The 19,450-nt window shown below is 70.5% G+C and carries 18 protein-coding genes and 1 pseudogene; 8 read left to right on the plus strand and 11 right to left on the minus strand.

The window, feature by feature from the left end; all coding sequences use genetic code 11:
- From B9Y95_RS19735 to B9Y95_RS19745, 3 genes and pseudogenes are all read right to left on the minus strand, one after another.
- A pseudogene (locus B9Y95_RS19735) lies at positions 1-395 on the minus strand (hypothetical protein); the annotation flags it as partial.
- A gap of 466 nt (positions 396-861) precedes the next feature.
- Positions 862-1,344, minus strand: a complete 483-nt coding sequence (locus B9Y95_RS19740) for a hypothetical protein (RefSeq protein WP_085514361.1) — start codon at positions 1,342-1,344, stop codon at positions 862-864.
- Positions 1,345-1,397: 53 nt separating this feature from the next.
- The gene (locus B9Y95_RS19745; RefSeq protein WP_085514362.1) at positions 1,398-1,823 is read right to left on the minus strand and encodes a VOC family protein; all 426 of its coding nucleotides are present in this window, start codon (positions 1,821-1,823) and stop codon (positions 1,398-1,400) included.
- Between the two features lie 136 nt (positions 1,824-1,959).
- Between B9Y95_RS19745 and B9Y95_RS19750 the strand changes: the two genes are divergently transcribed.
- Positions 1,960-3,189: a glycosyltransferase gene (locus B9Y95_RS19750; protein ID WP_085514363.1), complete on the plus strand. Its 1,230-nt coding sequence runs from the start codon at positions 1,960-1,962 to the stop codon at positions 3,187-3,189.
- Positions 3,186-3,953 (plus strand): PIG-L deacetylase family protein, encoded by a 768-nt coding sequence (locus B9Y95_RS19755; protein ID WP_085514364.1) that lies wholly within the window; start codon positions 3,186-3,188, stop codon positions 3,951-3,953. Before B9Y95_RS19750 ends, B9Y95_RS19755 begins: the two co-directional genes overlap by 4 nt.
- Here B9Y95_RS19755 and B9Y95_RS19760 read toward each other — a convergent pair.
- On the minus strand, positions 3,950-5,173 hold the full coding sequence (locus B9Y95_RS19760) for an MFS transporter (RefSeq protein WP_085514365.1): 1,224 nt from the start codon (positions 5,171-5,173) through the stop codon (positions 3,950-3,952). The two genes, B9Y95_RS19755 and B9Y95_RS19760, sit on opposite strands and share 4 nt — an antisense overlap.
- A gap of 21 nt (positions 5,174-5,194) precedes the next feature.
- Positions 5,195-6,238: an NAD(P)-dependent alcohol dehydrogenase gene (locus B9Y95_RS19765; RefSeq protein WP_085514366.1), complete on the minus strand. Its 1,044-nt coding sequence runs from the start codon at positions 6,236-6,238 to the stop codon at positions 5,195-5,197.
- A 260-nt stretch (positions 6,239-6,498) separates the two neighbouring features.
- On the opposite strand from B9Y95_RS19765, the gene B9Y95_RS19770 reads away from it, so the two are divergent.
- Complete coding sequence (locus B9Y95_RS19770) at positions 6,499-6,819, plus strand: hypothetical protein (protein WP_085514367.1); 321 nt, start codon at positions 6,499-6,501, stop codon at positions 6,817-6,819.
- 64 nt (positions 6,820-6,883) lie between these two features.
- Here the strand turns inward: B9Y95_RS19770 and ligD are convergent, their stop codons facing one another.
- From ligD to B9Y95_RS19785, 3 genes are all read right to left on the minus strand, one after another.
- Positions 6,884-7,909 carry a non-homologous end-joining DNA ligase gene (ligD, locus tag B9Y95_RS19775; RefSeq protein ID WP_085514368.1) on the minus strand — a complete coding sequence of 342 codons (1,026 nt, stop codon included), beginning with the start codon at positions 7,907-7,909 and terminating at the stop codon, positions 6,884-6,886.
- A gap of 70 nt (positions 7,910-7,979) precedes the next feature.
- A complete protein-coding gene (locus B9Y95_RS19780) occupies positions 7,980-9,461 on the minus strand; it encodes an MFS transporter (RefSeq protein ID WP_234994189.1) in 1,482 nt (493 codons plus the stop codon).
- Positions 9,462-9,634: 173 nt separating this feature from the next.
- On the minus strand, positions 9,635-10,567 hold the full coding sequence (locus B9Y95_RS19785; RefSeq protein ID WP_085514428.1) for an alpha/beta fold hydrolase: 933 nt from the start codon (positions 10,565-10,567) through the stop codon (positions 9,635-9,637).
- Between the two features lie 116 nt (positions 10,568-10,683).
- Here B9Y95_RS19785 and B9Y95_RS19790 point away from each other — a divergent pair, with 116 nt between their 5' ends.
- Positions 10,684-11,520 (plus strand): DUF1206 domain-containing protein, encoded by an 837-nt coding sequence (locus tag B9Y95_RS19790; RefSeq protein WP_085514369.1) that lies wholly within the window; start codon positions 10,684-10,686, stop codon positions 11,518-11,520.
- Between the two features lie 92 nt (positions 11,521-11,612).
- On the plus strand, positions 11,613-13,451 hold the full coding sequence (locus B9Y95_RS19795; protein WP_085514370.1) for a DEAD/DEAH box helicase: 1,839 nt from the start codon (positions 11,613-11,615) through the stop codon (positions 13,449-13,451).
- Positions 13,452-13,540: 89 nt separating this feature from the next.
- Here B9Y95_RS19795 and B9Y95_RS19800 read toward each other — a convergent pair whose 3' ends face one another.
- Genes B9Y95_RS19800 through B9Y95_RS19810 form a run of 3 tightly spaced genes read right to left on the minus strand, consistent with a single transcriptional unit; the run spans position 13,541 to position 16,190 of the window.
- Positions 13,541-14,104 carry a hypothetical protein gene (locus B9Y95_RS19800; protein WP_085514371.1) on the minus strand — a complete coding sequence of 188 codons (564 nt, stop codon included), beginning with the start codon at positions 14,102-14,104 and terminating at the stop codon, positions 13,541-13,543.
- Positions 14,105-14,161: 57 nt separating this feature from the next.
- Positions 14,162-15,520 (minus strand): sensor histidine kinase, encoded by a 1,359-nt coding sequence (locus tag B9Y95_RS19805; protein ID WP_085514372.1) that lies wholly within the window; start codon positions 15,518-15,520, stop codon positions 14,162-14,164.
- Positions 15,513-16,190 carry a response regulator transcription factor gene (locus tag B9Y95_RS19810; RefSeq protein ID WP_085514373.1) on the minus strand — a complete coding sequence of 226 codons (678 nt, stop codon included), beginning with the start codon at positions 16,188-16,190 and terminating at the stop codon, positions 15,513-15,515. Before B9Y95_RS19810 ends, B9Y95_RS19805 begins: the two co-directional genes overlap by 8 nt.
- Before the next feature lie 122 nt (positions 16,191-16,312).
- Here B9Y95_RS19810 and B9Y95_RS19815 point away from each other — a divergent pair, with 122 nt between their 5' ends.
- The 3 genes from B9Y95_RS19815 to B9Y95_RS19825 all read left to right on the plus strand — a co-directional run bounded on the left by B9Y95_RS19815 (position 16,313) and on the right by B9Y95_RS19825 (position 19,449).
- Complete coding sequence (locus B9Y95_RS19815) at positions 16,313-17,140, plus strand: helix-turn-helix domain-containing protein (RefSeq protein ID WP_085514374.1); 828 nt, start codon at positions 16,313-16,315, stop codon at positions 17,138-17,140.
- 240 nt (positions 17,141-17,380) lie between these two features.
- Positions 17,381-18,406 carry an iron-siderophore ABC transporter substrate-binding protein gene (locus B9Y95_RS19820; RefSeq protein ID WP_085514375.1) on the plus strand — a complete coding sequence of 342 codons (1,026 nt, stop codon included), beginning with the start codon at positions 17,381-17,383 and terminating at the stop codon, positions 18,404-18,406.
- The gene (locus B9Y95_RS19825; protein WP_412458841.1) at positions 18,406-19,449 is read left to right on the plus strand and encodes a FecCD family ABC transporter permease; all 1,044 of its coding nucleotides are present in this window, start codon (positions 18,406-18,408) and stop codon (positions 19,447-19,449) included. The genes B9Y95_RS19820 and B9Y95_RS19825 overlap by 1 nt, the downstream gene beginning before the upstream one ends.
- Position 19,450 lies beyond the last annotated feature (1 nt).

Genomic DNA, 19,450 nt, shown 5'->3' on the forward strand with positions numbered 1-19,450 from the left:
AGGCGCTCGCGCAAGACACGGGCGCTCGTGCGGAGGCCAGCGGCCGTGGTGCGCTCGGCGACGACGAGAACCTGTTCGAGGAACACCGCCCGCCCGGCAGCTGGGACGTCGCAGAGTTGGTCGGTGATCACCTGCGCGTGTCGGGCCGAGATGCGGCCTGCCTCGAGCGATTCGAGCACTGCTGGTGCGTCGTTGACGAGACGTTCGGCGTCGTTGGTCGCCCGTTGGACCGTCCGTTCCGGCATCCGGATCGCCATCGCGAGGGCCGCACACGTCGACCGGCGGGAGAGGGCCTGACGCTCGGTCGGCGGGAAGACGGCCGGGACCGTGGCGTCGGCGAAGGAGTCGGCGTAGGCGGCGGAGCGGGCCAGGAGGCGCGCTTTGCGTGCGTCCAAGGCGGCCTGTTGCCGGTGGATCTCCGTCCACTCGTCCGAGAACTGCGCCAGCTGCGCGGCTTAGTCGTCGCTGACGCGGATCGCAGCGGAGGTGGTCTCGGTCATGGAACCAGTCCACCATGGACCACTGACATTCCAGATGCCGAGTCGAGTCGGTTGTGGAAGTTGTTCGTGTGCCCTTCGACAGGCTCAGGGACCGGTGGGGGGTGCTCAGGGACCGGAGGGGGGTGCTCAGGGACCGGAGGAGGTTGCTCGGGGACCGGTGGGGGTTGCTCAGGGACCGATGGGGGGTGCTCAGGGACCGGGGGGTGCTCAGCGACCGGGAGAAGATCACCGGAGCCGTAGCTCCATCGTGTGCCCTTCGACAAGCTCAGGGACCGGTGGGGGCGCTCAGGGACCGATGGGGGCGCTCAGGGACCGGAGAGCGTTGCTCGGAGGCGCTCTGGCGCTCAGGGGTCGGAAGAGGCTACCGGAGGATCTCCACGAGCAGCACCCATGCACCGACCACGGAGCCGACGAACACGAGGATGAAGCCGGCAGCCAGCCAGCCGAGACCGACCGATGAACCGAGGAGGAGCAACACGCCGCCGATCGCGAACGGGACCACCTGCAACACCGGCACCGCAGCCTTGAGGGCGCGCGGTCCACGCCCGGCATCCTGGTGGCGGAGGATCCGGACCGCGGCGTCGACCGCGAACCCCAGGGCGAGGGCGGTCAGGAGCAGGACCTCGACACCGTACAGGACGTCGGCCTGACCGGGGATGAGACCTGCAGCGGCCACGACGACGATCAACACGAGGGAGCTGATCGTCGCCGCCGCCCGCGCCGGCATGGCCGGGATCTCGATGATCTTGGCGATGTTCACGGACATCGCGACGATGATCAGTCCGGCGAGCGCCGCCGCAGCGCCCGCCGTCGCGACGAAGAAGTCGTTCCATGCTTCAGTCATCGCTGCTCCTCGGGCCGCTGTCCCCTCGCGACACCACCGCCGTCACGCTCACGTCACCCCTCGGCAGGGGCGGCTATGTTCACCAGCCAGGTGATCCCGAAGCGGTCCTGCACCATGCCGAAGGAGTCGCCCCAGGGGGCCACGCTCAGCGGCTGCTGGACGGTGCCGCCATCAGAGAGCCGCTCGAAGTACTCGCGCAGTTGGGCCTCGTCGGTGTCCGACCCGCTCAGCGACATCGAGAAGTTGCTGCCCTCGCGATAGTCCATGTGCTTCGGCGTGTCCGATCCCATGAAGACGACCCCGGCGTCGCCGGTCAGCTGGGAGTGCATCACCAGATCGACCTCGTCCGGCTCGACCGCGGCTCCGAAGTCGCCGAACGTCGACACCGTCAGTTCGCCGCCGAAGACCCCCTGATAGAACTCCATCGCCTCGCGGGCTGTCCCGCGGAAGCCGAGGTACGGGTTGAGCGTCGTCATGATCGTCCCTTTCGCCTGGGCGGGCGCATCGTCGCGCTCGTCTCGCGATCATCCTCACGCTCCGGCGTCGGATGCGCGAGCACGTTCTGGTGCCTCCGTCACGAGGAGCCGGGACGCCCACGGCTACTAGGCTCGTCTGGTGCCCTCGCAACCCCAGCCCCTCCGCATCGCGATGATCTCGCTCCACACCAGTCCCGGTGACGAGCCGGGTTCCGGTGATGCCGGCGGGATGAACGTCGTGGTCCGTCATCAGGCCGTCGCGATGGGCGCAGCGGGCCACGAGGTCGACGTCATCACCCGGCGGTCTTCGGCCGACCAGCCGTCCGCCGCCTCCCTCGCCCCCGGCGTGACCCTGCGCTTCCTCGACGCCGGTCCCGCCGAGCCGGTCGCGAAGGGTCGGCATGAGGAGTTCGTCGAGGACTTCCGCTCGGAACTCGCTCGACTGCCGCGATACGACGTCCTGCACGCCCACCACTGGTTCTCCGGCATGGCCGCACTCCCCCTCGCGCGGGAACTGGGGATCCCGCACGTGCAGAGCTTCCACAGCATCGCCGCCGAGTCCACCACGCCGCTCTCGCACGGCGAGCGCGCCGAGTCCCCCGGGCGCCTGGCCGGCGAGGCACGGCTCGCCGCGGAGTCGGACGCGGTCGTCGCGATCAGCGCGGCCGAAGCCGACACCGCGATCACCCGGCTCGGAGCCCGCCCCGATCGGGTGTCGATCGTGCCACCCGGTGTCGACGGGACGCTGTTCCAGCCGCTCGACGGTCCTCGTGCAGGTCGTCCGACCGCGGTGGTCGCCGGTCGCCTGCACCCTTTGAAGGGCTTCGACCTCGCCATCGAGACCATCGCCGCGGTCGCGCCCGAGCTACGCCCCGAACTCGTCATCGCCGGGGACGTCTCGGTCGACTACGACCGCTACGCCGAGGAACTCGCCGCCCTCGCCCGCGACCTCGGCGTCGCCGACGACGTCCGCTTCGTCGGGCCGCAGTCGCGCGTCGGGCTCGCCACGCTGTTCCGCAAGAGCACGCTCGTGCTCGTCCCCTCGCACTCGGAGACGTACGGTCTCGTCGCGCTGGAAGCCGCGGCGAGCGGCGTGCCGACCGTCGTGGCCGCCTCGGGCGGCTTGCGGGAGGCCGTCGTCGACGGCGAGACGGGCATCGTCATCGACTCCCGCGACCCGCAGGTCTGGGGTGCGGCGGTCTCGTCCATCCTCGGCGACCCGGGGCGGCTCGCGCAGCTCGGTTCGGCAGCGCGACGTCGGGCAGAGCGGTTCGACTGGCAGCGCTCGGGAGACGCCCTCGTCGACGTCTACCGGACCCTGCTCGACACCACTTCGGCCGCCGCCACCCCGGCGACCTCCGCCTCGTGACCCGCGGACTCCTCCCGCTCGTCGACAGCGGGCGCACCGTCCTGTTCGCCCATGCGCACCCCGACGACGAGACGCTCGCCTCGGGTGCGCTCATCGCCGAGCTCGTGGACCACGGTGCTCGCGTGGTCCTCGTGACGGCCACGCGAGGCGAGCGCGGCGAGGTCGTCGACGGCCCGCTCAGGTCCCTCGCCGGGTCCGCTGCACTCGCGTCCCACCGCGAGTCGGAGCTCGCCGCCGCCTGCCGGACGCTCGGCGTGGCCGAGCAGTTCTGGTTGGGGACGAGTCCGGCGGCCCGGCCGGAGACGTCGACGCGGTATGTGGACTCTGGCATGCGGTGGGTGCGCGAGGGACTCGCCGGCCCCGCCGACGACGTCTCCCCCGGCGCGTTCTCACTCGCTCCGCTCGACGACGTCGCCGACGACCTCGTCGCGCTCATCGGACACGTCTCGCCGGACCTGGTCATCAGCTACGACCACGGTGGCGGGTACGGGCACCCGGACCACCTCCGCATGCACGAGGCCGCGATCGTCGCGGCGCGGAGGAGCGGGGTGCCGTTCGCGGAACTCGTGCACCACCGCACCGATCTCGAGCCGCTGGGCGACGACGCCGTGTGGTTCCCACTCGCTCACCGCCTCCCGATCGTCGCCGCGGCGCTCGCGGAACACGCCAGCCAGCTGACGGTCGACGGCGAGCAACTCGTCCACTCCGGCGGTCAGCGCGAGGACATCACCACCTCGGTGGGCCTGCGACTCCGGTCCCGCTAAGCGGTCGCCGACTGGTTCCGGTGCTCCCGTGGCATGCGGGCCGCGAGCACGGGGACGAGCAGCATGAGCACGACCGCGGAACCGAAGGCCGCGGGGAACGAGAAGGCGTCGAGCAGCGCGCCGGCGACCAGCGGGCCGACGATGGCGCCGAGGTCGGACGTCGCCTGGAAGACCGCGACGGCCCGACCACCCCGACCACCCGCGGCGTCTCCGACGGCCGCCGCCGGAGCGGTCCCGAGGAAGGCCGCCGCGACACCGTAGACGCACAGGGCGACGACCAGCAGCCAGAGCTCACCGACGAACGGCATGGCGAGCAGCGCCCCTGCCGCGACCGGGAATGCGACGAGCATCGCGGGTCGTCGTCCGACGGTGTCGACGAAGCGGCCGGCGGGACCGAGCGCGAGCGTCTGGGCGACAGCGGCGATCGCGAAGGCGATCCCGGTCCAGGCGGCCTCCTCATGGAGCGCCTCCACGACGAGGACCGGCACGAGTGCGCCCCGGACGCCCATCGACGCCCACCCGTTCGCGAAGTTCGCGAGGAGCGCCGCCTGGTACCGGCGATCGGCGAGGACCGTGCGGAACGGCTCGGCCTGCGTGGCGGTCTCGACCGGCGCGGCGATCCGACTGCCGCGCAGCATCACGAGTCCGAGGACGCCGGCGACCGCGAGGGTCCCGGCGTAGAAGAAGAAGGGTGCCGTGAGCGAGATGGTCGCGAGCAGGCCACCGACGGCCGGTCCGGCCATACCGCCGACGAGGAACCCGCCCTGGTAGAACCCGACCGCCCGCCCACGACGGTGCGGTGGGGTGGTGCGCAGCAGCAGCGTCATGGCGGCGACGGAGAACATCGCCGACCCGATCCCGCCGACCCCGCGGAGCAGGAGCAGCTGCGGATAGTCCGCCGCGAGCCCGACGAGCGCGCTCGACACCGCGACGATCCCGATGCCGGTGGCCAGCACCACCCGCTCGCCGATCCGGTCGACGAGCGCACCCACGAACGGGTTCGCGATGAGCCGCATGAGCGCGAAGACGGATACGACCGCCCCGACCTCGAGGTAGCCGACGCCGAAACTGCGCACGTACACGGGCAGGACCGGGATCACGACACCGAACCCGAGCATCACGAAGAACGCGACACCGCCGAGGACGAGGACCTCGCGGCCGAGGGGCTCACGAGGAACGGCTCCCGCTCCGCCTGGACGACGGAACGGGAGCCGGATCATGCTCTCAGGGTATCGGTGCGATCAGCCGATCGTCGCCGTGTCGATGACGAAGCGGTAGCGGACGTCGCTGCGGACCACGCGGTCGTAGGCGCCCTCGACCTCGTCTGCACCGATGAGCTCGATCTGCGAGCCGATGCCGTGCTCGGCGCAGAAGTCGAGCATCTCCTGCGTCTCGCGGATGCCGCCGATGTTCGATCCGGCGAGCGAGCGGCGGCCGCCGACGAGCGAGAACACCCGGAACTGCTGCGTGTTCTCGGGCAGTCCGACGAAGACCATCGAGCCGTTGAGCTTGAGGGTCGACAGGTAGGCGTCGATGTCGAGGTCGGCGGAGACCGTGTTGATGATGAGGTCGAAGCGTCCGCGGAGCGACTTCAGGGTGCCCTCTTCGCCGGTCGCGTAGTAGTGGTCGGCCCCGAAGCGCTTGCCGTCCTCCTCCTTCGAGGTCGTCTGGCTGAGCACGGTCACCTCTGCGCCGAGGGCGTGGGCGATCTTGACACCCATGTGACCGAGGCCACCCATCCCGACGATGGCGACCTGCTTGCCGGGACCGGCGCCCCAGTGCTTCAACGGCGAGTAGGTGGTGATGCCGGCGCACAGGAGGGGTGCCGCGACGTCGAGCTCGATGCCCTCGGGGATGCTCAGCACGTAGTTCTCGTCGGCGACGATCTGCTTGCTGTAGCCGCCGTACGTGGGCTCGCCGTCGTACTCACGGCCGTTGTAGGTGGCGACGTTGCCCTTCAGGCAGAACTGCTCCTCGCCGGCGAGGCAGTTCTCGCACTCGCGGCAGGAGTCGACGAAGCAGCCGATGCCGACGCGGTCGCCGACCTGGTGCTTGGTGACCGCGTCGCCGACCTCGGTGACGATGCCGGCGATCTCGTGGCCGGGGACCATCGGGAAGATGGCCTTGCCCCATTCCTCGCGGGCCTGGTGGATGTCGCTGTGGCAGATGCCGGCGTAGTGGACGTCGATGACGACGTCGTTGGCGCGCGGCGCACGGCGCACGATGGTGCCGACCTCGAAAGGCGCGTCGGCGGTGGGCTTGATGATGGCGGCGACGGTGGTCATAGGACTCCTCGGGCTGGGGTGTTGGGGGTGCCGTGGGGCGGGATGCACGCGCCGGACAGCACGTTCGACGCTAGCAGCCCACTCCACCGGACGAACCCCCAAGGGACGATCACCCGAGCTGTGCTACGAGCGGCGTGGAGGTGTGAATCCCTGCAGAGTTGCTTGGCAGTTCCCGCAGAGGATCGGCCTCGGGGTGGCATCTCGCCGCGAACCCGAGCATGGTGGGGAACTCGTATTCGCGAACGGAACGGAGAACACACATGCTCACCCTGACCGAGAACGCTGGCCGAGTCGTCAAGACCCTCGCCGAGAACGCACCACTCACCCCGGGACTGGTCGTCCCGGACGACGCGTCGTCGCTCACGCACGGCGCCGGACTGCGCATCAGCAGCAGCTCCGACGACAACAACTTCGAAGTCACCATGACGGCGATGCCGCACGAGGCCGACCAGGTCATCGAGAGCGCCGGAGCGACCGTCTTCCTCGAGGAGTCCGCAGCCGTCGCCCTGAGTGACGCGGTCCTCGACGCGCAGATCGACGAGCAGGGCGGCGTCCGCTTCGCCCTCGGCAAGGCCGAATAGCGCCCTGAGTCCGCAGAACGCCCGGTGATCCACGATCACCGGGCGTTCGTGTGTCCGGGTGGGCTCAGTCCTCGGAGTGTCTGGCGCGACTCGGCTGCACCCGCGGCGGCTCGCCCGGCATCTTCGGGAAGTCGGGAGGGAACGGGAGCTCGCCGAATCCCTGCTCGAGGTCCCGCTCCCACCACTGCAGGAGGACGTCGATGCGCCCGGCGGTGTCGTGCATGCCGCCCCACGGGTCTCCGATCGTCCGGAGTCGCTTCGGGACGGTCCGCACCGTGAAGGCGCCTGGGTCGATCTCGGGGAGTTCGTCCCAGGTCACGGGGCACGAGACGGTCGCCGAGGCCAGCGCACGCGGGCTGTAGGCGCCGGCCATCGTCCGGTCGCGGTTCGCCTGGTTGTAGTCGACGAAGATGCGTTCACCGCGCTCCTCCTTCCACCACGAGGTCGTGACCCGGTCGGGATCCCGTCGCTCCAGTTCCCGAGCCGCCGCGATCACGGCGTGCCGGACGTCGAGGAACTCGTGCTCCGGCACGATGGGCGCGAACACGTGGACACCTCGGTTACCGGAGGTCTTCACGAACCCGGTCAGTCCGACCTCCGTCAGCAGCCCCCGCAGCGAGCCCGCAACGTGCACGGCGTCGGCGAAGTCGGTCCCCGGCTGCGGGTCGAGGTCGATCCGCAGTTCGTCGGGATGGTCGGTGTCCGATGCCCGTGACGGCCACGGATGGAACACGACCGTGTTCATCTGCGCGGCCCAGACGACCGCAGCGGCCTCGTCGAGGACGAGTTGAGGATGCCGCCGGCCACTCGGATACACGACGTCGACCGCCCGGACGTACTCCGGCGCTCCCTTCGGCGGGTTCTTCGAGAAGAACCACTCACCGTCCACCCCGCCCGGGAACCGCTGGAGGGACACCGGGCGGTCGCCGTTGGCGGCGAGGAAGGCTGGCGCGACCTCGATGAGGTATTCCGCGAGCTCCCGCTTCGTGACACCGGACTCCTCCCAGAGCACGCGGTCGGGACTGGAGAGACGCACCTCGCGGTCGCCGTGCGGTCCGGGGACGGTGAGGACGATCGCGGTGCTGGCCATGTCGGACACCGTACGCCGACGGCACCCTGCTGTCAGGAGGCTTGCGCTCGACGAGGCGGGGCCGTCCCGCTCAGCCCAGGTGGACGGCCTGCTGGTCGCCCGAGGGAAGGAGGTCCTCCTTGCGACCGCGGATGCAGACGATCGCGATGACGCTCGCGATCACGAGGCCGACCGCGGCCGCGATGAACGCCGCCGAATAGCCCTGGGTGAACGCCACGAGCTGCGACGCCTGATCGGTGACCGTCGCCTGGTCGGTGACACTCGCGTAGACCGTGGTGAAGACCGACAGGCCGATCGACCCACCGATCTGCATGGAGGCGTTCGCCGTGGCGGAGGCCGCACCGGCGTCGTGCGGGGCGACGCCCGTCAGCGCGAGGTTCTGCATCGGGACGAAGATCATCGCCATGCCGATCCCGAGCACGAGGAGCGCCGGCAGCACCTGGACGAAGTAGTCGCCGTCGGCCGTGATGCGGCTGAGGTACACGAGGGCGGCCGCCGCGATGAGCGGACCGACGATGAGCAGCGGGCGCGGGCCGATGGCCGGGAGGAGCTTCGTGGCGATCGGGGCGACGATCATGATCGCGACGGTCATCGGGAGGGTCGCGATGCCAGCCTCGAGCGGCGGGAAGCCGAGCACGATCTGCAGGTGGAACGTCAGGTAGAGCAGTGCCCCGATCATGACGCTGCCGACGATCATCTGCATGAGGAAGGCACCGCCGCGGACCCGGTCCGCCACGATGCGCAGCGGGAGCAGGGGCTGCGCGACGCGCATCTCGATGACGACGAAGAGGGAGAGGAGTCCCGCACCGAGCGCGAGGAAGCCGATGGTGTCGGCGCTCCCCCAGCCGCCCTCGGCGAGCGTGAAGCCGTAGACGAGGGAACCGAGGCCCAGGATGACCGTGATCGCGCCGAGCCAGTCGTAGCGGTTGTCGCCCTCGGCCTTGCTCTCGGTCACGAGGATGAGGCCGGCGATGAGTCCGACGATCACGAAGGGCACGTTGACGAGGAGGCACCAGCGCCAGTCGACGAACTCGGTGAGCACGCCGCCGAGGATCAGACCGACGGCCGCTCCCGCACCGGCGACGGTGCCGAAGACGGCGAAGGCCGTGTTGCGGTCGCGTCCGTGGGAGAAGGTGACGGTGAGGAGCGCGAGAGCGGCAGGTGCCATGAGCGCGGCGAACACGCCCTGCAGACCGCGGGCGATGATGAGCTCGGTCCCGCTCTGGGCGAACCCGCCGAAGGCCGATGCGGCGCCGAAGCCGACCATGCCGACCAGGTAGGTGCGCTTCCGGCCCCAGTAGTCGGCGATACGGCCACCGAGCAGCAGCAGCGCGCCGAACGCGAGCGCGTAGGCCGTGACGACCCACTGACGCTGCGTGTCGGACAGCTCGAGCTCCTGCTGGGCCGCCGGAAGGGCGATGTTCACGATCGTGCCGTCGAGGACGACGATGAGCTGCGTCATCGCGAGGACGACGAGGACCCACCAGCGGCGGGCCGGGGAACCGGACGGTGCGTTGGTGGGATGCGATGCGGTGGCTGCGGATGCAGACAAGGAGGACCTCCGTGCGAGGGGTGTGGGTGCTGGGGGTTTCCAGCCCCAGATCGATGCTCGGCACACGGCGCGAGTGCAGCACGGTGCGGACGATCAACCACCCCAACCACGAAGTCGGGCAGAGGACCAGGATAGCGGACGCCGACGTCGCTGCGCCCGTGAGGCCACGCGGATCACTCCGAGGTGACGAGCTCCAGGACGGCCTCCGGGTGTTCCACCGCCGCGAAGTGCCCGGTCGCCGGCAGTGTGCGCAGTCGGAGGTCCGGGACGAGGGCGGTGAGGACGGCTGCATCGTCGGGCCCGATGAAGACGTCGCGGTCGCCCATCATGCAGCGGACGGGACACCGCACGCCGCGCCAGACGTGCAGGTCGTAGGCGGCGGCCGCTCGGGCCGCCAGGAGGAACGACGCCGGCCGGACGTCGGCTGCGAGCGCGTCGACGACCGACCGATCGAGGTCCCGGCGTCGTCCGAACAGGGGCGACATGAGCGGTGCCAGCAGGCCGATCCGGTTCAGCGCCCGGACGAGCCCGGGCCCGCGTTCGCCGAGCGCCCGCAGCACGCGCATGCCGAGGAGCATGCCCGCGAACCACGGGAGCCGGGCGCCGCCACCGACCGGCTGGCGGATCGCCTCGACGACGCCGATCCCCGTCGGCGAGACGACGTCGACCCGGATCGTCGCCTCGGGTTCGAGGACCGCGAGGTCGAGCGCGACGAACCCGCCGAGCGAATGCCCGACCACACGCCAGGACCGGTAGCCGAGGGAGCGGGCGACGGTCGCGACGGCTGCGGAGAGGTCTCCGACCGTCACCGGGTCGGCGGTGGGAAGCGCCGATTCACCCCACCCCGGGAGGTCCACGGCGATGACGTCGTCGACGACCGCGCCCCGCTCGTCGTCGGCACGGAGGAGTGGTGACCACGTGGTCCAGGAACCGGCGGCGCCGTGCAGCAGGATCGTGGCCGGTCCGCCCGCTTCGCGACCCGCCCGGACGGTGACCGGTCCGATGTCGGTGTCCACCGTGACGCGTCCCAGGCCGAGCGCGGTCGCATCGGCGGTGATCACGGATGGGTCGTCCGGCGGGGCGGGACGCGAGGAGTTCACGGGCATGCGTGTCATTCGGAAACGAGGTGCCGCTCGGATCGGTGCTCGATCGACGAAGACGGTCCACCCGCACGGCGCGCAACCCCCCTGCTGGTCGGGAACCCGGCCGCTACCGTGGTCTGATGCCTGAGAACGCACGCGCCGCCGCAGACCAAGCCGCTGGAACCGCACAGAACAGCACGGCCCTCCGTACCCTCGCCCGCACCGGCCACGCCGTCAACGGCTTGCTCCACGTCCTCATCGGCGGGATCGCGATCTCCATCGCGCTGTCCGGCGCGAGCGGTGGATCCGGCGGCGGTGGTGACGCGGACCAGTCGGGTGCGCTCAAGACGCTTGCAGGCACGCCCGGCGGGATCGTGATCATCTGGGTCGTCGCCGTCGGCCTGTTCGCCCTCGGTCTCTGGACGGCGATCTCCGCCTTCCTCGTGCGCGAATCCGACACCCGCAAGCGGTGGAGCAAGCGGATCTCGACCGCCGGACGTGCGATCGCCTACCTCGCCGTCGGATCGACCGCGCTGACCTTCGCCCTCGGCGGCAGCCAGGACTCCTCACAGTCAAGCCAGGGCCTCACGGCGACGCTCCTGTCCTCCCCCGGTGGGGTGTTCGTCGTCATCGTCGTCGGCCTCGTGGTCATCGGCATCGGCGGCTTCTTCGTCTTCAAGGGCGTCACGCAGAAGTTCCTCGAGGACGTGCACCCGCCCGCCGGCACGACGAAGCGAGCCGTCGTCGTCCTCGGCGTCGTCGGGTGGATCGCGAAGGGCGTCGCGCTCGTCACGGTCGGGATCCTCTTCATCGTCGCCGCCGCCACCCAGGACCCCGAGAAGGCCTCCGGCATGGACGGCGCCATCTCGGCATTGGCCGCGCTCCCGTTCGGCGTCGTCATCCTGCTCGTGGTCGGCGTCGGGCTCATCGCCTACGGACTCTTCTGCGGCGCCCGGGCGCGCTGGGGCAGCCTCTAGGACGGTGAGGCGGGCGCCTCGGGCGGCGACGCGGAGGGGTCGGCTCCAGACCATGTCCTGCAAACGCTTGCGTTGCGACTACCGTTAGGAGTATGACGTCTTCTGATTCCACGACGCAGCCCGAGGCGGAACCCGCCGGCGCTACGCAGACCTTCTCCGACCTCGGCCTCGACGACGCGGTGCTCAAGGTACTCAAGGACGTCGGCTACGAGACCCCGTCCGCCATCCAGGCGGCCACCATCCCGCTGCTGCTCGAGGGACGCGACGTCGTCGGCCTCGCACAGACGGGCACCGGCAAGACCGCGGCGTTCGCCCTGCCGATCCTGTCCCGCCTCGACATCACGCAGAAGACGCCGCAGGCACTCGTCCTCGCACCGACCCGTGAGCTCGCCCTCCAGGTCTGCGAAGCGTTCGAGAAGTACGCCACCCACCTGCGCGGTGTCCACGTCCTGCCCGTCTACGGTGGCCAGGGCTACGGCGTCCAGCTGTCGGCCCTCCGTCGCGGCGTCCACATCGTCGTCGGCACGCCGGGTCGCATCATGGACCACCTGGAGAAGGGCACCCTCGACCTCACGGAGCTCAAGTACCTCGTGCTCGACGAGGCCGACGAGATGCTGAAGATGGGCTTCGCCGAGGATGTCGAGACGATCCTGGCCGACACCCCGAAGGACAAGCAGGTCGCGCTGTTCTCCGCGACGATGCCGTCGTCCATCCGTCGCATCTCCGCGAAGTACCTGAACAACCCGGAAGAGATCACGGTCAAGACGAAGACCACGACCTCGGCCAGCATCACGCAGCGCTACCTGACGGTCTCGTACCCGCAGAAGGTGGACGCGCTGACCCGCATCCTCGAGACCGAGAACTTCAGCGCGATGATCATCTTCACGCGCACGAAGAACGAGACCGAGACGCTCGCGGAGAAGCTCCGGGCGCGCGGCTACTCGGCGGCCGCCATCAACGGCGACGTCGCCCAGGTGCAGCGCGAGCGGACCGTCAACCAGCTGAAGGCCGGCAAGCTCGACATCCTCGTCGCGACCGACGTCGCCGCGCGCGGTCTCGACGTCGAGCGCATCAGCCACGTCGTCAACTACGACATCCCCGTCGACACCGAGTCCTACGTGCACCGCATCGGCCGCACCGGCCGCGCCGGACGCACGGGCGACGCGATCAGCTTCGTCACGCCGCGCGAGCGCCACCTGCTGAAGGCCATCGAGCGGGCCACCCGCCAGCCGCTCACGCAGATGCAGCTGCCGAGCGTCGACGACGTCAACGCCACGCGCCTCACCCGCTTCGACGACGCGATCACCGAAGCGCTCGGCCAGACCGACCGCATCGAGCGTTTCCGCGAGATCATCGCCCACTACGTCTCCCACCACGACGTCCCCGAGGCCGATGTCGCCGCGGCCCTGGCCGTCGTCTCCCAGGGCGAGACGCCGCTGCTCCTCTCCGCTGAGGACGAGCGCCGCCGCCGCGAGGAGTTCGACAACACCAACCGTGGCAACGACCGCGCCGGTCGCGACCGTCGCGACTCCGGTGACCGCGGCTCGCGCTTCGACCGCGGCGACCGTAGCGATCGTGGCGATCAGGGCGACCGTCCCGAGCGCCGCAGCCGTCCGTCCAGTGGACCGATGGCCCCGTACCGCATCGCGGTGGGTCGTCGCCAGAAGGTCGACCCGCGCCAGATCGTGGGTGCGCTCGCGAACGAGGGCGGCCTGAAGCGCGAGGACTTCGGCGCGATCCAGATCAAGCCGGACTTCTCGATCGTCGAACTCCCCGCGAGCCTCGGCAACGACGTCTTCGACCGTCTCGAGAACACCCGGATCAGCGGCAAGCTCATCGAGCTCCGTCCCGACCGCGGCAGCCCGGCCCGCCGACGCGACGACGAGGGTGGCACGGGCGGCGGTTCGTACGACCGCAAGCCGCGTTCCTAGCTCACACACACACACACACGACGAGGGCCGGACGGAATCCTGGGATTCCGTCCGGCCCTCGTCGTTCCGCACCCGGCGGGGCACGTCCGTCAGTCGCGCGGGTCGAGCACGCTCGTGACCACGGCGTAGTCCGCGTCGAGCGCGATCTCGAGCTCGTCGCCGTTCTCGAGGAGGACGTCGACCTCGAACGCCTCGCCCGGGTCGTCACTGCGGTCCACATCGGTCACGGTGCCGCCCTTCGCCTCGGCGAGCGCCGCCTTCGAGGCCGCGTCGAACTCGGTGTCGGTGAGCGGCACGTCGTCGGCGTCACGGGCGTCGCGATCATCGATGGCCGCCGTGGTGTCACCGTCGTCGATGGCGCCGCTGCCGTCGCGGTCGGTGTTGGACGCAGCCGCGACGCGGTCGTCGTCGGCGTCCCCGAACTCGTCCACCGCGTAGGCGGCACCGGCTCCGCCGAGGGCGAGGGCCCCGACAACGATCGCGGTGATCCACACGGGCTTCCGGCGCCAGAAGGCCGGCTTCCCCGTGGTCGCCGGGGTCGCGGGGACGGTGGTGTGGTCGGTCGCCTCGACGCGCTCGACGGGTTCGATGCGCTCGGTGGCTGCGGTGGGCTGCGTGGGATCGGTGGGCTGGGAGGCGGTGTTCTCGTTCATGTGCCCCAGACTGTCCGAGGAGCGCTGAAGCGGACCTGAAGCGAGCTGAAGCCGCGTTCAGGAAGCGGACGACGCCGGGAGCGTGACGATGAACGCCGCCCCGCCGAGCGCGCTGTCGACGAGTTCGATCGACCCACCGTGCAGCCGCACGACGTCGGCCACGATCGCCAGGCCGAGGCCCGAACCGCCGGCGTCACGCGAACGGCCCTCATCGAGGCGGACGAACCGTTCGAACACGTGTGCGCGGGACTCGACCGGCACACCGGGGCCGTCCTCCTCCACGGAGATCCTGACGACCCGGCCGTCGGTGGAGCATCCGAGCCGGACCACGGATCGTGCGTGCCGCACGGCGTTGTCGACGAGGTTCCGCACCACCCGGGCGAGCAGGACGTCGTCGCCGTCGACCCTGGCCGCCGCGACGGCCGCGGACTCGACACGCAGTCCGCCTGCGGACCGGAGGCGAACGGCCTCCGCCAACAGGAGGTCGTCGACGTCGACCGTGCGCCGCGCGGTGCCCGTCGCCCCTTCGTCGAGCTTCGCGAGCAGCAGGAGCGACTCGACGAGCCCCTGCATCCTGGCGCCCTCTTCGAGGACCGTCGAGGACAGCTCGGCCGGGTCGACCCGGTCCGGGTGGAGCGCCGCCACCTCGGCGTACTGCCTGATCACCGCGAGCGGTGAGCGGAGCTCGTGGGAGGCGTCCGACACGAACCGCCGCTGCGCCGTCTGGGCGTCCTCGAGCCGCTCGAGCATCCCGTTCATCGTCCCGGCCAGGCGACCGATCTCGTCGCCCGTGACGGGGACCTCGATCCGTCGATGCAGTTCGCCAGCCCCCAGTTCCGAGACCTCACGGCGGATGCGCTCCACCGGCGCCAACGCACGTCCCACGAGCAGCCAGGTCAGGCCGCCGACGAGGGCGACGAGCACGGGGACAGCGATGAGCAGGAGCATCGACACGAGTCCGACCGCGTCGTCGGTCTCCTCGAGGGAGCGGCCCGCGAGGACGACCAGGTCACGGCCGTCGACGTCGACGTCCTCACTGGCGAACACCACCGGCTCGTCGTCGACGACCGAGACGAACACGTCACCGTCCGGGATCGGCGTCGGGAGCTCGATCTCATCGTCCGTCCGGTCCACGACACGGCCGTCCTCGACGAGGACCAGGAGTCGACCGTCGTCCTCGGGCAGCGTCGTCACGTCCGCCGCGACCAGCTGCGCCGAAGCGCTCTCCGCCTCGGCCGACGCGCTCTGTTCGACGCCGGAACGGAGCGCCGCGGAGAACAGGCCGACGAACGCCACGGAGCCGACCCCGAGGAACAGTCCGACCGCGAGCACCGATCCCAGTGCCGCGCGGGCTCGGACCGACCGCCACGGCCGCCGTCGGGGCGCGACCGCCCCGGGCGGCCCGGCGTCAGCCACGCCCGCCCGCCAACCGGTAGCCGAACCCGCGCACCGTCTCGATCGAAGCACGCTCGAAGGGGCGGTCCACCTTGTTGCGGAGATGCCCGACGTAGACCTCGACGATGTTGGGATCGCCCTCGAAGTCGTCGTCCCAGACGTTCTGCAGGACCTCGCGCTTCGACACCACCTCGCCGCCGCGTCGCATGAGGAACTCGAGGACCGCGAATTCGCGCGAGGTGAGGTCGATCGGAACGTCGCGGCGGTGGACCTGCTTCGACGCCGGGTCGAGCCGCAGTTCGCCGACCTCGAGCACCACCGGCCGCTCCCGCGATCCACGTCGGACGAGTGAGCGGATCCGCGCGACGAGCACCGCGAAGGAGAACGGTTTGCTCAGGAAGTCGTCGGCACCGGTGTCGAGGGCTTCGACCTGGTCCCAGTCGCCGTCCTTCGCCGTGAGCATGAGGATCGGGGTCCAGTCGCCTGCGTCGCGGAGCTGCTGACAGACGCGGTACCCGCTGAGGCCCGGCATCATGATGTCGAGGATGATGGCGTCGTAGCGATGCTCGCCGGCCATCCACAGGCCGTCGACTCCGTTCGCAGCGACGTCGACCGCGAAGCCCTCCGCTTCGAGCCCTCTCCGAACGCCGTCGGCGAGTCGCACCTCATCGTCCACGACGAGTATCCGCATCCGGTGCAGCCTCCAGGTTCCGTGCCGGTCGACGGTCGAGCGGCGCGTCCCAGTCTGGCGCGGACAAGCTGAAGCAGCGCTGAAGCGGGACGGTCCGGCGTGGACCCCCGTACGCTGGAGCGGTGCCAGTCCCCGCCGCCGCCGACCCGTGGGAGCAGTCCCTCGACGCGACGGACACGGCACCGGCGCGTCGCAGACTCCCCCTCTACGAGGCCGGCGCGATCCCCGTGCCGTTCGTCATCCGCGGCAACACCGAGCGGATCGCGCGGGACACGCACTGGGACGAGCATTCCCACCCCACGCACGAACTCCTGTGGAACGATCGCGGCTCATCCACCGCGACTGTCGGCGATCGCGTCTGGACCGTGACCCCGCACCACGGTCTCTGGATCCCGGCCGGTGTCCGCCACACCGGGTGGACCCCGGCCGGCACCTGGCAGCGGGCCGCGATGTTCAGCGTCGACCGCGTCCCCACGATCTCCGAGCAGCCGACCGCGGTGGAGGTGACGCCCCTGCTGCGCCTCCTGCTCGACCGGCTCGGCGACGCCGAGCTCGAGGACCGCGCGCGTGCCACCACCGAGGCGGCCATCGTAGACGTGCTGGAGCCGGCCGAGCACGAGCTGCTTCTCCGACTCCCCCGGTCGGCGCTCCTGACACCCATCGCCGAGCGGATGCGCACGACCCCGTCCGACACGACCTCGCTCGCCGAATGGGCGACCCGGCTGGGCGTGAGCACGCGGACGGTGACGCGCGCCTTCGAATCCGAGACCGGGTTGGGGTTCACCCGGTGGGTCGCCACCGCCCGAGCTCAGCACGCGATCACCCGGCTGACGGCGGGTGACAGCATCGCCGAGGTCGCGACCGCCGTCGGGTACCGCTCGTCGACGGCGTTCGGGACCGCGTTCCGCCGCGTCACCGGCACGAGCCCCGGGCGGTTCCGAAACCGCTGACGACTGGGTCGCGAATCGGTGATCGCGTGTCCGATTCGCGAAAGAACACGTCGGATCCACTCGATTGCGCCAGAGTGAGATGACAGCTAACTTTGGTTAGGCAATCCTTCATCATCTCCTCCTTGTGTGTGACGCCGGCTGTTCACGGCCGCCATGCCCGACCCCTCGACGACGTCCTCCGGCGCCGTCGTTCGTCGTGCGCGCACGCAGGTGTCAGCAAGCAGCACCCGAAAGGACCCCATGCAGCGCGCATCACGTCTCGTCGCCCTCTCCGCGGCGGCGTTCCTCACCATCGGCCTCGCGGCCTGCTCGTCGTCTTCGGCCGAAGAAGGCACCGGCAGTGGCGACGGCTTCACGCCGATCACGATCGAGCACGCGCTCGGCACCACGACGATCGACGCCAAGCCGGAGCGTGTCGCCACCGTGAACTGGGCGAACCACGAGGTGCCACTGGCCCTCGGCGTCGTGCCCGTCGGGATGGCCGCCGCGAACTTCGGTGACGACGACGGTGACGGGATGCTCCCCTGGGTCGAGGAGAAGCTCGAAGCGCTCGACGCCGAGCCCCCGGTGCTCTTCGACGAGACCGACGGGATCGACTTCGAGGCCGTCGCCGACACGAACCCCGACGTCATCCTCGCCGCATACTCTGGGCTCACCCAGGAGGACTACGACACCCTCACCGAGATCGCCCCCGTCGTGGCCTACCCGGAGACCGCCTGGGGCACGTCCTGGCGCGACACCATCCTGTTCAACAGCGAGGCGATGGGAATGGCCGACGAGGGCGAAGCGCTCGTGACGCAGCTCGAAGAGGAGATCGGCGAGGCGGCGGCGGCGTACCCGCAGCTCGAGGGCAAGACCGCGATGTTCCTCACCCACGTCGACACCAGTGACCTCAGCGAGGTCAGCTACTACACGACCCACGACACCCGCACCGCGTTCTTCGAGGACCTCGGCCTCGCGTTCCCAGAGAGCGTCGCGACGGCCTCCGCCGAGACCGAGTTGTTCTCCCTGACGCAGAGCGCCGAACAGGCCGACGAGTTCAGCGACGTCGACATCATCGTGACGTACGGCGGCGACGAGCTCATCGCGGCACTCGAGGCCGACCCGCTGCTGTCGCAGATGCCCGCCGTCGCGAACGGCGCCATCGTCGCCCTCCCCGGCACCAGCCCCCTCGGAACGGCCGCCAACCCGACGCCGCTCTCGATCTCCTGGATCCTCGACGACTACCTGAAGCTGCTCGCGCAGGCGGCAGACCAGGCGGCGTGATCACCGGTACCGCCACCCCACCCGCCCCGGGTGTCGCCGTCGTGCGACGCCCGAGGCGGGTTCGTGGGCTCTGGCTCCTCGTCGCAGCCCTCGTCCTCCTCGCCGCGATGGTCGGTTCCGTGACGATCGGCTCGCGCGACGTCGACTGGTCAGCGGTCCTCGGTGCCGTCGCGGGTGGCGTGGACGGCTTCGACCAGGCGGCGGTGGCCAAGCGGATCCCACGCACGCTCCTCGCGGTCGTGGCCGGTGCGGCGCTCGGCGTCTCCGGCGCCGTCATGCAGGGCGTGACCCGCAACCCCCTCGCCGACCCGGGCATCCTCGGGATCAACCTCGGTGCCTCCCTCGCCGTCGTGACCGGCCTCGCGTACTTCGGGCTCGCAGCGGCGAGCACCACCATCTGGGTCGCGATCATCGGCGCCGGAGCCACGGCGGTCTTCGTCTACACGGTCGGCTCGCTCGGCCGCGGCGGCGCGACACCGCTCAAGCTCGCCCTCGCGGGCGCCGCGACGTCCGCCGCGCTCGCCTCCGTCATCACGGCCGTCGTGCTGCCCCGCGGTGACATCGCGAGCAGTGTGCGGTCCTGGCAGATCGGTGGCGTCGGTGGCGCCACCGTCGTCCAACTCGAGCAGGTGCTGCCGTTCCTGGTCGTCGGGTTCCTCGTCTGCCTGCTGTCCGCACGCGGTCTCAACTCCCTCGCGCTCGGCGACGAGCTCGCCGCCGGCCTCGGTGAACGCGTCGCCATCGCACGCGGTGCGGCGGCCCTCGGTTCTGTGGTGCTCTGCGGGGCGGCGACCGCGGTCACCGGCCCCATCGGCTTCGTCGGGCTCGTCGTGCCGCATGCCTGTCGGCTCATCGTCGGCGTCGACCACCGGTGGCTCCTCCCCTTCTCAGCCGTCGTCGGGGCGATACTCCTCACCGTCGCCGACGTCCTCGGCCGCATCGTCGCCCGCCCCACGGAGATCGACGTGGGCATCATCACCGCGTTGATCGGCGCTCCGATCTTCATCGCGATCGTCCGTCGGCAGAAGGTGAGCGCCCTGTGAC

It is taken from the genome of Plantibacter flavus (assembly GCF_900177615.1).
Taxonomy (GTDB): Bacteria; Actinomycetota; Actinomycetes; order Actinomycetales; family Microbacteriaceae; genus Plantibacter; species Plantibacter flavus.

Bases quoted from the DNA above. Each gene is read 5' to 3' on its own strand.
- B9Y95_RS19740 (WP_085514361.1), bottom strand. From the start codon at position 1,344: ATGACTGAAGCATGGAACGACTTCTTCGTCGCGACGGCGGGCGCTGCG.
- B9Y95_RS19760 (WP_085514365.1), bottom strand. From the start codon at position 5,173: ATGATCCGGCTCCCGTTCCGTCGTCCAGGCGGAGCGGGAGCCGTTCCT.
- B9Y95_RS19765 (WP_085514366.1), bottom strand. From the start codon at position 6,238: ATGACCACCGTCGCCGCCATCATCAAGCCCACCGCCGACGCGCCTTTC.
- B9Y95_RS19770 (WP_085514367.1), top strand. From the start codon at position 6,499: ATGCTCACCCTGACCGAGAACGCTGGCCGAGTCGTCAAGACCCTCGCC.
- ligD (WP_085514368.1), bottom strand. From the start codon at position 7,909: ATGGCCAGCACCGCGATCGTCCTCACCGTCCCCGGACCGCACGGCGAC.
- B9Y95_RS19785 (WP_085514428.1), bottom strand. From the start codon at position 10,567: ATGCCCGTGAACTCCTCGCGTCCCGCCCCGCCGGACGACCCATCCGTG.
- B9Y95_RS19790 (WP_085514369.1), top strand. From the start codon at position 10,684: ATGCCTGAGAACGCACGCGCCGCCGCAGACCAAGCCGCTGGAACCGCA.
- B9Y95_RS19795 (WP_085514370.1), top strand. From the start codon at position 11,613: ATGACGTCTTCTGATTCCACGACGCAGCCCGAGGCGGAACCCGCCGGC.
- B9Y95_RS19800 (WP_085514371.1), bottom strand. From the start codon at position 14,104: ATGAACGAGAACACCGCCTCCCAGCCCACCGATCCCACGCAGCCCACC.
- B9Y95_RS19810 (WP_085514373.1), bottom strand. From the start codon at position 16,190: ATGCGGATACTCGTCGTGGACGATGAGGTGCGACTCGCCGACGGCGTT.
- B9Y95_RS19820 (WP_085514375.1), top strand. From the start codon at position 17,381: ATGCAGCGCGCATCACGTCTCGTCGCCCTCTCCGCGGCGGCGTTCCTC.